This is a genomic window from Mycobacterium sp. IS-1264, from assembly GCF_001954195.1.
Classification (GTDB): domain Bacteria; phylum Actinomycetota; class Actinomycetes; order Mycobacteriales; family Mycobacteriaceae; genus Mycobacterium.
In genome coordinates this window covers 39,418-50,624 of the sequence record NZ_MBES01000021.1, presented here as the reverse complement: position 1 = coordinate 50,624, position 11,207 = coordinate 39,418, and the positions used below count along the sequence as shown (strand labels likewise).

The following is an 11,207-nucleotide window of genomic DNA, read 5'->3' as shown; positions in this document are numbered from 1 at the left end:
GTTGTCACAATCCGAGGAATTTGGTGATGTTGCCGCTGACGATGCGCGCCGCGTCGGCCGGTCCGACGGCGTCGACAACCGCCGCGAGTGACTTCTCCGAATAGCCGTATGTGCTTTCGTTGTGCGGATAGTCGCTGGACCACATCACCTTGTCCACGCCGATCTTGTCGATCAGCTGCAGACCCAGCGGGTCGACCATGAACGAGGCGCTCATATGGGTGTCCCAGTAATAGCGCACGTCGTGTTCCAGCGGCCGGTTGAACATATGCTGATACGAGGCCACCAGGTGCTCCGCGTCTTGCAGCGCCCAGGGGACCCAGGAGATCCCGCCCTCGAACCAGCCGAGGCGCAGAGCTGGGTGCCGATCGAGGATGCCGCCAAAGATGTACTTGGCGAACGTCTCCCGGAAGCCATCGATGTTGATCATCATCCCGACGACGACGCTGTTGAACTCGGTCGGGCTTTTCGGCGGCGTCTCCCCAATGTGATGCGTGATCGGAAGTCCGGCGGCCTCGATCTCGTCCCAGACAGCGTCCATCGACGTGCTTGAGTAGTCGATCGGGTTGCCGTCGTCGTCCTTGCCCGGGTTCAGCGGCATCAGGAACGTCTTGAGCCCCAATGATTTCAGCTCTTCCAACGTTTGCCGCGTGCCGTGCGGGTCCCACCAGTTGATCAGCCCGGCACCGTAGAAATGGCCGTCCGAGCGTTCCTGGAGCTCCGCAATGTATTCGTTGTAGATGCGGAAGGCGAGTTCGCGTAGCTTCTTGTCGGGATAGTGGAACAGCGCCAGCACCGCGTTGGGGAAGGCAAGTTCCTTCTCGACACCGTCCTCGTGCAGCTCCTGAATCCGGGCCTCGATGTTGGTGCTTGCGGCGCCGGGCAGGTCGTCGTATTGCATCAACACCGCGCTGAAATCGCCCGGCAGGAACGACTGCCCCTTGCGCCCCACTTGGTACGCGCCGTCCTCATACCAGATCCGCGGAGCTTTCTCCTTGAGATCGTCGGGAAAGCGTTCGTAAAAGATGTCGGCGGCCAGGGAGATGTGGTTGTCCGCGGAAAAGACCACGGTCCCGTCGGGCAGACCCACATCGGCGCCCCCGGCGTGACCGCGGCGATCCTTCGGTGCGCCAAAGCCTTCCGGCGGGTAGAGCGAAATGGTGCTTGATTGAGTCGTCATCATTGACCCTCCATTCGGATCGGCACTTGGCTACCAGGTCACCGGCAATTCGTAGACGCCGTAGGCGAGACGGTCGTCCTTAAAGGGAATGTCCTCGATCGGGACCGCCAGCGTCAACGTCGGGATTCGGCGGAACAGTGTCCGATAGACGATTTGCAACTCCGCACGGGCGAGCTGCTGGCCCACACACTGATGCCGGCCGTAGCCGAATGCCACGTTGCGATCGGCCCCCGCGCGGTGCAGATACAGCCGGTCCGGTTCGGGGAAAGTGTCTGCATCCCAGTTCGCCGGCGCCAGATCGATGATGATGCCTTCGCCGGCCTTGATTACCTCTCCGGCGATGTGGATGTCTTCGACCGCGACTCGGCGCTGACCATTTTGGATGATGCTGAGGTAGCGAAGCAGTTCCTCGACGGCGCTCGCGATGATCTTCGGGTCTTCGGCGTCGCGGATAACGGCGAGCTGTTCGGGATTCTGCAGCAGGGCAAGCACACCGATACCGATCATGTTCGAGGTGGTTTCGTGTCCGGCGATGAGCAGTCCGGTGCCGAGTTGCGCGGCTTCCTTGACGCTGAGCTCGCCGGCCTTGACACGCTCGGCCAGGTCGGAGACCGCGTCCTCGGCGGGATTTTCCATTTTGGCCTCGACCAGCTGGGCCAGATATTTGTGCAGGCTGATCGCGCCCTTCGCGGTGTCCTCACCGGTCGCGTAGCGCGCCAGCCCCACGTTGGCGTGGTGCTGGAACATCTCGGCGTCCTCGTACGGCACCCCGAGCAGCTGGCTGATCACCAGCGACGGGACCGGCAGCGCCAGCGCGGTGACAACGTCGGCGGGCTGCGGTCCGGCAAGCATCGCGTCGATGTGGTCGTCGGTGATCTGCTGGATGTTCGGGCGCAGACCTTCCACGCGCCTGAACGTGAACGGCTTGGACAACATCCGCCGGAACCGAGTGTGCTCTTCACCGTCGGAGGTGAAGACCGATCGCGGACGCTTGTGCACCGTGGACAACATGCCCGCGTTCCAGTGCGGAAACCCGGGCACCCGATCGTCGACGCTGACGCGGGAATCCGAGAACAGTTCGCGCACTTCCTCGTAACCCGTGATGAGCCAAGGTGTGCTGCCGTCCCAGATCCGGACCCGCGACAACGGCTTGCTCGCCGCCAGCGCCATGACGTCCGGGGGTGGGGCGAAGGGGCAGCGCGCATTCCTGGCCATCGGATAGTCCGGGATTTCTGCGGTCGCCTGGGCTTCGGTGCCCGTCAGTGTGTCTGACATGTCATTCCTCGATGTAGATGGCCTGGGCGGGGCATGCGGCTGCTGCGCGGCGCGCGCCCTCGGTCTGTTCCGCCGACGGATGCGCATTGAGTAGGACGACGACACCGTCGTCGTCACGCTGATCGAACACCTCCGGCGCATTCATGACGCAGTTCCCCGAGGACGCGCAAATGTTCTGGTCGACAGTAACTTTCATCTTCAACACTTCTATTCGTACGGGGTGACGGGCGCCAACCAGAGGCCCACGATCGCGTCGATGAGTCCGGATGCTGCTGCCCGCCAAGAGGTTTGGTGCATGGTTGATCCAGCCGCCAGCGCGCGCTCACGGTCGGCGCAGGTGTGCATCAGCAGGTTGCGTGCCATGATGTTGCGTTCGAAACGCACCTCGGCCGGCAGGTTGGGCAGGCAACTGTTGATCCCGTCGACGACCTGGACCAGCGACGGCGAGCTGAGCGCACCCTTGACGATGATGTTGTAGTAGGCCGGATCCGTCATCGCCTGCGCCGCGAAGCGCGCGTACCACGTGGGATTACCCAGATCAGCCAAATGCTCGGTGAGCGGGCGCACCAGGCAGCCCACCCAGTCCCGCATCTCCGCCGGGCCGCCCGAGGCGGACAGCTCGGCCACCATGTGTTCGCGGAGCTCCTCGACGGGTCCCCGGTGTTTCTGCTCGATCGCGCGCACCAGATCGGCCTTCGTGCCGAAGTGGTAGCCCACCGCGGCGTTGTTGCCCTGCCCGGCGGCCTCACTGACCTGCCGGTTCGACACTGCGAACATGCCGTGCTCGGCATACAACCGCTCGGCCGCCACCAGAATCGCCTCCTGGGTGGAGCTGGCCCGCTCGGTGCGAACCGTCCTGCCTGCCGTGGTCATTGCCTCAGTCAACCCGTCGGTCGGGATTAAGTCAAGCGCTTGATTTAAATTTGCTAGCGCCGAACGTGACGGTGCAGTCACGCTGGGCGCTGAACGTGACTGCAGCGTCACGCTCGAGCGTGACGGGTTGACTTCAACAACACTTGAAGTCCTAGCCTGCCGTCATGACCTTTAAATCGCACGAAATTGACTTCCTGCGCCAGGCCGACCTGGGTCGGTTGGCCACCATCCAGCGCGACGGCGCACCACAGAACAGCCCGGTGGGATTCATCTACAACGAGGCACTGGGCACCATCGATATCGCGGGCTACCGAATGTCGAAGAGCCAGAAGTACCGCAACATCGCCCACGACAACAGGGTGGCCTTCGTCGTTGACGACATCACCTCCCGCGACCCGTGGCGGGTGCGTTGCCTCGAGATACGCGGAACCGCCGAGCAAGCCGAGGCACCGTCGGAACAGGGCGCCGCCGGTGACGAGCTCGACACGGCGATCATCCGTATCACGCCGCGGCGCATCATCAGCTTCGGCATCGACGATCAGGTCAGCGAGCCGCATCAGCTGCAGGTGGACCGGCGCGACGTTTAGCGCTTGGACCGCAGCGCCTTGCCCGCAGATGTTCCCCCGTCCACCGGTAGCACGGTTCCGGTGACATAGCGCGACCGGTCGCTGGCGAAGTAGAGCGCCGCTTCGGCAACGTCCTCGGCGGTCCCCTCGCGCTTCAGCGGCCGGTCGGCTCGCATCGTCTCGCGAATCGCCGCCTCGAACCGCTCGGTCTCCTCTGGATCCATGTCGAGCGCCGCCTTGGCCACCAAGGGCGTGGGGATATTACCAGGCGCGATCGAGTTGACTCGAATCTCGTACTGCGCCAACTCAATTGCCGCGGACTTAGTGAACTGGATGACCGCCGCCTTGGACGCACGGTAGGTCATCACACCGCCGCCGGCCTGGATCCCGCCGATCGAACTCACATTGATAATGGATCCCCCGCCGTGAGATGCCATGTGGCGACCGGCATCTCGCGTGCCAGCCATGACACCCAGGACGTTGACCGCCATGACACGGTGGAACTCGGCCAGATCGTCGTCGAAGAAACGCCGATGCATCTTGCTCGAGACTCCGGCGTTGTTCACCATCGCGTGCAGTCCGCCGAATTCCTCGATGGCCGCAGCCACCAGCGCGCCGACCTGTTGCTGATCGGAGACGTCGGTCCGTTGAAAGAAGACAGCGGATCCCAGCGCGGCGGCCAGCGCCTGCCCTTTCTCGGTCTCGACGTCGGCGATGACGACCCGCGCGCCCTCGGCCACGAACTTCTCGACTATGCCGCGACCGATGCCGGAAGCGCCACCGGTGACGATGGCGACCTTGCCGGCCAGTTCATCAACCACACGACGAGTTAATCGGCGCGGGCCCCGTTAAGTCAAGCAGTTGATTTAAGGGCCGCCGTGGACCGCCGGGCGCCGCGGGGTTCCGCCCTGCGGGCATACAGGGGATGCTGATGTCATCAATTCGGCTACCTCGGGAGGGCTCGATCATGAAGGTGTTGGTCATCGGCGGCAGTGGGCTCATCGGCTCCCAGGTCATCGCCAATCTGACCGAGCTGGGACATGACGCGATCTCGGCCTCGCCGCGCTCGGGTGTCAACAGCGTCACCGGTGAGGGGCTCGCCGAAGCGGTTGCCGGCGTCCACACCGTGGTGGACGTGTCCAACTCCCCGTCCTTCGACGACGAACCCGTAATGCAGTTCTTCACCACGTCGACCAAAAACCTTCTCGCAGCGGAACGCGAGGCCGGTGTGCAGCACCACGTCGCCCTCTCGATCGTGGGCGCCGACCGCGCCCAGGACAGCGGTTACATGCGGGCCAAGGTTGCCCAAGAGAAATTGATCGAAGAATCGGGAACCCCATATTCGATCGTGCGGGCGACTCAGTTCTTCGAATTCGTAGACGCCATCGCGGATTCGGCGACCGACGGCGACACCGTCCTGCTGCCGGAAGGGGCGTTTCAGCCCATCGCCGCCAAAGACGTCGCCACGGCCGTCACCCGCGCAGCGACCGCCGATCCGATCAACGGCATCACCAACGTCGCCGGCCCCGAAAAGCGTGGGATGGCCGACTTCATCCGGACCGCGCTGGCCGATTCCGGCGATCCACGCCAAGTAGTGGGCGACCCCAAGGCCCGCTATTTCGGTACCCAGCTAGACGAGCACACCATCGTCCCCACCGACGGCGAGAACCCGACGATCTACCCGACCCGCTTCAGCGACTGGAGGGCCTCGCACACTTCGAGCGGCGCGCGTTAGGCCAAGGAGCGATGAATGTCTGAGCTGCCGACGAGCGGAGCCCCCTTCGACCGGACACGTTTCACCAGGCGCGGCTTCATGGTCGCCGGCATCGCCGGTGGATTGACGCTGGCCGCGTGCACCCAATCGAAATCTCAAATGACCGGCAGCGCCGCACAAATGACGGCCGCCATCGCCGCGGTCGAGGCGGCTCGACCACACAGCGGGCGCACAGTGACCGCCGCCCTGACCCCACAACCGGCCCAGGTCGATCTCGGTGGGCCGATCGTCCATACGTTCGCCTATGGCAATTCCATTCCCGGACCGCTGATCCGGGCCAGCATCGGCGACGAACTGGCCGTCACCGTTTCCAACCGGCTCGACCGGCCCACATCGGTGCATTGGCACGGCATCGCGATGCGCAACGACATGGACGGTGCCGCACCCGCCAGCCTGAACATCGCGGCGGGCCAGGACTTTACCTACCGGTTCTCCGTCCCGAATTCAGGCACATATTGGGCCCATCCCCACACCGGCCTGGACGCCGACAAGGGACTCTATCTGCCGGTTATCGTCGACGATCCGACCGAGGGCAACTACGACGCCGAATGGATTGTCGTCCTTGATGATTGGACGGACGGCGTCGGCAAGAGTCCCCAGCAGCTATACAACGAACTCACCAACCCGAATAAGCCCCCCATGTCGAACATGCCGACAACGACCGAACCGACGTCGACCACGACCACGACCACGACCACGACCACGACCACAAGCACAACCTCGACGACCTCGACGACCTCGACGACGACCACGCCGTCGACCTCGATGACCGAGACACCACGGGGCAGTGCCAGCAAAAGCGACTTGCTCGGCGGCGACGCCGGCGACATCGCCTACCCGTACTACCTCATCAATGGCCGAATTCCCGCGGCCCCCACCACTTTCAACGCGAAGCCAGGTCAGCGAATCCGGATCCGCTTCATCAACACAGGCTCCGACACCGCATTTCGCGTCGCGCTTGCCGGTCATTCGATGACGGTCACCCATACCGATGGTTATCCCGTTGTGCCCAGACAGGTCGATGCCCTGCTCATCGGCATGGCCGAACGCTACGACGTCATCGTGACCGCAGCCGACGGGGTCTTCCCCCTAGTCGCGCTCGCGGAAGGAAAGGGTGCACTGGCGCGGGCGCTGCTCGCCACCGGCTCCGGCAGCCAACCCGACCCGGGTTTTCAACCGGCCGAACTGACCAAACGCGTGGGCACCATCGATATGTTCACCGCCACCACGCCGGTCAACCTGGGTCGCCCCGAAGCCGGCCTCAACCTCCCGGTCGTACTGGGCGGCAACATGATGCAATACAACTGGACGATCAACGGGCAGCCCTACCGCAGCACCAACCCGCTGCACGTCCGGCAGGGCCAACGGCCCACCATCACGTTCGACAACCCCACCATGATGTATCACCCAATTCACCTACACGGTCACACATTCCAGCTGATCAAGGCCGATGGCAGTCCCGGCGCGCGCAAGGACACGGTGATCGTCTTGCCAAAGCAGAAGATCCTCGCGGTCCTCGTCGCCGACAACCCTGGCTTGTGGGTGATGCACTGCCACAACACATACCACCAAGAGGCAGGCATGCAGACCCGCTTGGACTATGTCTTCTGACTGTTCGCCAGAAAGTCCAGCAGCAGCTCGTTGACCGTTGCCGCCTGCTCGATCTGCGGGCAGTGACCGGCCTTGTCGACCACTACCGAGCGGGCACCGTCGATCTGTTTGGCGATCTGGGCCGCCCAGCCGGAGGGCAACAATTTGTCGTCTCCGCCCTCGACGAGAAGGGTCGGCACGTCGATGCGCTCGTAGGCCCGCGCCGTCGACGGGGCCGGTGGTGGTGCGGCACCTGGGCGACGAAACCTGGCCGCGGCCACGGCCTCCCATGCCCCGGGCGCGGTACTCGACTCGTAGCGGCGCCGCACGTAGCCGTCGTCGGCTGGATAGCCGGCGTCGTAGAACAGGGCTTCGACGATGCGGCGCATCGCGGGCAGCGTGGCGTCGTATTGCTGGAGCGCCTCGAAGTGCCGGTTCTGTTGAATTTCTCCCCCACCACAGATGATCACCAAGCTGCGGATCGGCAGCAGCGGTGCATCCGAGGTCGCGTCGGTGAGCAGGTTGATGGCTCCCATCGAGTTGCCGACGAAATGCGCGGAGTCGACACCCACCGTTTCGCAGAAGCGGGCCACATGCCGGATCCGCATGCCACGGCCATTGACGAAATCGATGACCTTCGCCGACTGGCCGAAGCCCAGCTGGTCGGGAGCCAGCACGCGATTTCCAGCGGCGAGGGCGGCGATGTTGCGTTCCCAGCCTAGCTCGGCACTGGCGCCGAACTCGCCGCCGTGGAGCAGCACCACCGGATCGCCCTCGCCTGCCTCCAGGTAGCTGGTGACCAGCCCGTCGACCAGCATGGACTTACGCTGAACGTCCATCACTTGATCGCGATTGGATTCACCGGGGAGCCCACGGCGCCAACAACTCTCAACGGCGGCGCGATCAGCTGGAATTCGTACACGCCGTCGGCTGCACAGTCGTCCGCTAGGGCGCCGAGGTCCCAATACTCGCCAAACATCAGCCCCATGTCGCGCAGGCACAGCAGATGCAGAGGCAGGAAAACCCCGTCCACCCCGGACACCAGGTCTTCGACTTGCAGATTGTCGGCGGCGACCGCCGCGACCTCACGATCATGTAGCCACGAAGCGCACCGCCAGTCCAGCCCGGAGTAGCCTTCCATCTTGTTGCCGGTCTCCAGAAACCTTGTCCACCAACCGGTTCGGATCAACACGATGTCCCCCCGACCGACGGTCACGCCCTGGGCGCGGACCACGTCGTCGAGTTCTTCGGGAGTAATCGGGTTTCCGGGTTCGAGGAAGACGTGCGCGCCACGATGGCGAACCATATCCAACAGCACACCGCGCGAGGTGATGCCCTTGCCGTCAACCTTGTCGATGCCGCAGTGATAGGCTCCCATGCTGGTCACCGAACCCGCCGGGAAACCGTTGTAGAGCTTGTCATCGTAGTAGACGTGCGACAACGCATCCCACTGGCTGGCGGCCTGTAGCGGCATGATGATCATGTCGTCGTTGAAGCGGAACGGATTGTCCGCCATGTATTGACTCAGCTGCTGCGCCAACGGGTTACGCGCCCACCCGGGCCCGTATCGGGCCAGCGTGTTCACGTCACCGCCGTCGATCGTCATCACGTGCACCGGGTTGTGGCGGAACTCGAAGGCGCCCTGCGGTCCTGACGCGCCGAAGTCCACCCCGAGCGGAAAGACCTTGCCGTGCCGAACCAGGCTTGCCGCTTGAGCGACCTTGTCGTCGGTGATGAAGTTGAGGGTGCCGAGCTCGTCGTCGCTTCCCCACCGCCCCCAGTTCGAGACGTCACGAGCGACCTGCCGAAAGTCAGTCACGCTGGCCACGGGGCCCGTCCTTCCTCGAGTTCACGGGCGATCGCCGCGCCGACGTTTCCACCGTCGACCCAGATGACCTGACCCGAGATATAGCTTGCTGCACGGCTATTCAGAAACAGCAGTACCGAGGCCTGCTCGTCCGGACCGCCAACGCGTCCCAGCGGCTTGGGGATGTCGTCGAGGTAACCCTGCCCGTAGGCCGTCCGCAGCTGGTCAAGGATCGGTGTTTCGGTCACCCCGGGGCCGGCGCAGTTGATGCGGATGCCACGCGCGCCCAGCGGCGTGGCGCTGCGCATGGTGTAGAGGATGATCGCTTCCTTGGACAATTGGTAGCCGCCGCCGGTCAATTCTTCGGGATGGGTATGGCACCAGTCGATACCCTCTTGCATCGTCGCGGTATTCAGCAGCGGTGCAACATTCCGCAGGTGTTCCCGGTATCCGGCCGCGGCCAAGGACGACACGCTCACGATGGATGATCCCTCGACCATCTTCGGGATCAGTGCCTCGGTGGCGTGCCGCAAGCCGAGGAAGTTGATCGTGACAACCAGCGGGGGGTCGCCGATCCCGGAGGAGACACCGGCGACGTTGAATAGCGCGTCGACCCGCCCGCCGATCGCGGCTACCGCAGTGTCGATTGACTCCGGGTCGGCGAGGTCGACTTCATGAAAATCGTTGAGCTCGACGGCCGGCCGACGCTTGTCCAGCCCGACGACTTCGGCTCCGAGCTCGGCGAGCTGCCGCACCACGTGTTCGCCGATGCCCGACGCACACCCGGTCACCACCGCGCGGCGGCCGTCGTAGCGCCAAAGCTCGTCGATGCCCGTCACGTGCCCTGCTGCTCCTCCTTCGCGCGCTGCGCCGCCTGGACGCGACCCTCGTTGATCTCCGCCATGGCTTCGGGAATCTCGCTGGCGGTGAACTTACCGCCGCGCCCGGTCGGCAAGCCACCGAAGGAGTAGTTTTCGTCGAACTTCGGTGCGGTCGATGGTGGTCGCCGCGCCTCGACCTTCTCGATCACGGGTGCGAGCCGGACAGCTTTGTCGGCCACCGCCTTCTCGTCGCGCTCGATGAACTCGGGCAGCACCTCCTTGCCCATCAGCTCGATCGACTCCATGGTCCCCTCGTGGCTGCGCGGGTTGAGCAGCAGGATGATTTCATCGACACCGCTTTCCTCGTAGCCGCGCAGGAACTCGCGCACGGTGGCGGGGGAACCGATCGCGCCGCGGCCGGGGCCGTAGGCCAGCGTAGGGTCCTTCTCGACCTCTTCCAGGTACCGCTTCCACACCCCGGTCCGCCCGGGCGTGTGCACCCCGGTCATGTAGAAGTGCATGATGCCGAACGAGAAGAATCCGCCGCCCTGGCCGAGGCGTTTGAGCGCCTCGTCTTCGGACTTGGCGACCATCATCGACAGGTCGCCGCCGATGGCCAGAATGTTCGGGTTGATACGCGGTGTGACCGGCACACCGTTCTCCTCGAATTCCTTGTAGTAGCCGTTGACGCGCTCGGTCAGCGGACCGGGACCCGTGTAGGCGAAACTCAAGGCGCCGATGGCTTTTTGAGCGGCCATCTGCACGCTGGCCGGACGCGTGCAGGCGACCCAGACCGGCGGATGGGGCTTCTGCAGCGGCTTGGGGATCACATTGCGAGCCGGCATCTGGATGTGCTCGCCGTTGAACCCGGCGAAGGGTTCCTCGATCATGCAGCGAATGGATACCTCAAGGGCCTCTTCCCATTGCGCGCGCTTGTCGGCGGGATCGATATTGAATCCGCCGAGCTCACCGACCGACGACGATTCCCCGGTGCCGAACTCGACGCGCCCGTTGGAGAGCAGGTCGAGGGTGGCGATGCGTTCGGCAACCCGCGCGGGGTGATTCACCGCGGGCGGAAGGTGCATGATGCCGAATCCGAGCCGGATGTTCTTGGTCCGCTGGCTGGCGGCGGCCAGGAATATCTCCGGCGCGGTGGAATGGCAATATTCTTCGAGGAAGTGGTGCTCGGTCAGCCACACGGTGGAGAACCCCGCCTTGTCGGCCGCCTCGACCTCGTCCAGGCAGTCCTGCAACAGGACGTGTTCGTCGTCGGGTGCCCACGGGCGGGGAAGGGCGAACTCGTAGAACAGCGAGATTTTCATCG

12 protein-coding genes are annotated in these 11,207 nt (G+C 64.2%); 3 read left to right on the top strand and 9 right to left on the bottom strand.

All coding sequences use genetic code 11. The annotated features are described in order from the left end of the window. Positions 1 to 4 precede the first annotated feature (4 nt). From A5744_RS05095 to A5744_RS05080, 4 genes are all read right to left on the bottom strand, one after another. A complete protein-coding gene (locus A5744_RS05095) occupies positions 5 to 1,066 on the bottom strand; it encodes an amidohydrolase family protein (RefSeq protein ID WP_170874432.1) in 1,062 nt (353 codons plus the stop codon). Between the two features lie 141 nt (positions 1,067 to 1,207). Then, positions 1,208 to 2,452 carry a cytochrome P450 gene (locus tag A5744_RS05090; RefSeq protein WP_076058962.1) on the bottom strand — a complete coding sequence of 415 codons (1,245 nt, stop codon included), beginning with the start codon at positions 2,450 to 2,452 and terminating at the stop codon, positions 1,208 to 1,210. Between the two features lies 1 nt (position 2,453). Next, complete coding sequence (locus A5744_RS05085) at positions 2,454 to 2,648, bottom strand: ferredoxin (RefSeq protein WP_076059140.1); 195 nt, start codon at positions 2,646 to 2,648, stop codon at positions 2,454 to 2,456. Between the two features lie 11 nt (positions 2,649 to 2,659). Then, positions 2,660 to 3,325, bottom strand: coding sequence for a helix-turn-helix domain-containing protein (locus tag A5744_RS05080; RefSeq protein WP_076058961.1), 666 nt, complete (start codon positions 3,323 to 3,325; stop codon positions 2,660 to 2,662). 164 nt (positions 3,326 to 3,489) lie between these two features. On the opposite strand from A5744_RS05080, the gene A5744_RS05075 reads away from it, so the two are divergent. Next, positions 3,490 to 3,912, top strand: a complete 423-nt coding sequence (locus A5744_RS05075; protein WP_076058959.1) for a PPOX class F420-dependent oxidoreductase — start codon at positions 3,490 to 3,492, stop codon at positions 3,910 to 3,912. Here A5744_RS05075 and A5744_RS05070 read toward each other — a convergent pair. Next, on the bottom strand, positions 3,909 to 4,712 hold the full coding sequence (locus A5744_RS05070; RefSeq protein ID WP_076058957.1) for an SDR family oxidoreductase: 804 nt from the start codon (positions 4,710 to 4,712) through the stop codon (positions 3,909 to 3,911). The genes A5744_RS05075 and A5744_RS05070 overlap by 4 nt on opposite strands. 146 nt (positions 4,713 to 4,858) lie before the next feature. Here A5744_RS05070 and A5744_RS05065 point away from each other — a divergent pair, with 146 nt between their 5' ends. Then, the gene (locus A5744_RS05065) at positions 4,859 to 5,626 is read left to right on the top strand and encodes an SDR family oxidoreductase (protein WP_076058955.1); all 768 of its coding nucleotides are present in this window, start codon (positions 4,859 to 4,861) and stop codon (positions 5,624 to 5,626) included. A gap of 15 nt (positions 5,627 to 5,641) precedes the next feature. Further along, positions 5,642 to 7,276: a multicopper oxidase family protein gene (locus tag A5744_RS05060; protein WP_076058953.1), complete on the top strand. Its 1,635-nt coding sequence runs from the start codon at positions 5,642 to 5,644 to the stop codon at positions 7,274 to 7,276. Here the strand turns inward: A5744_RS05060 and A5744_RS05055 are convergent. The 4 genes from A5744_RS05055 to A5744_RS05040 are packed head-to-tail and all read right to left on the bottom strand — an operon-like array spanning position 7,264 to position 11,205. Then, positions 7,264 to 8,094 carry an alpha/beta hydrolase gene (locus A5744_RS05055; RefSeq protein WP_076058952.1) on the bottom strand — a complete coding sequence of 277 codons (831 nt, stop codon included), beginning with the start codon at positions 8,092 to 8,094 and terminating at the stop codon, positions 7,264 to 7,266. The genes A5744_RS05060 and A5744_RS05055 overlap by 13 nt on opposite strands. Beyond that, complete coding sequence (locus A5744_RS05050) at positions 8,094 to 9,083, bottom strand: cyclase family protein (RefSeq protein WP_076058950.1); 990 nt, start codon at positions 9,081 to 9,083, stop codon at positions 8,094 to 8,096. Before A5744_RS05050 ends, A5744_RS05055 begins: the two co-directional genes overlap by 1 nt. Further along, a complete protein-coding gene (locus A5744_RS05045) occupies positions 9,071 to 9,901 on the bottom strand; it encodes a coniferyl-alcohol dehydrogenase (RefSeq protein ID WP_076058948.1) in 831 nt (276 codons plus the stop codon). Before A5744_RS05045 ends, A5744_RS05050 begins: the two co-directional genes overlap by 13 nt. After that, positions 9,898 to 11,205, bottom strand: a complete 1,308-nt coding sequence (locus tag A5744_RS05040; RefSeq protein WP_076058946.1) for an LLM class flavin-dependent oxidoreductase — start codon at positions 11,203 to 11,205, stop codon at positions 9,898 to 9,900. Before A5744_RS05040 ends, A5744_RS05045 begins: the two co-directional genes overlap by 4 nt. Between the last annotated feature and the right edge of the window lie 2 nt (positions 11,206 to 11,207).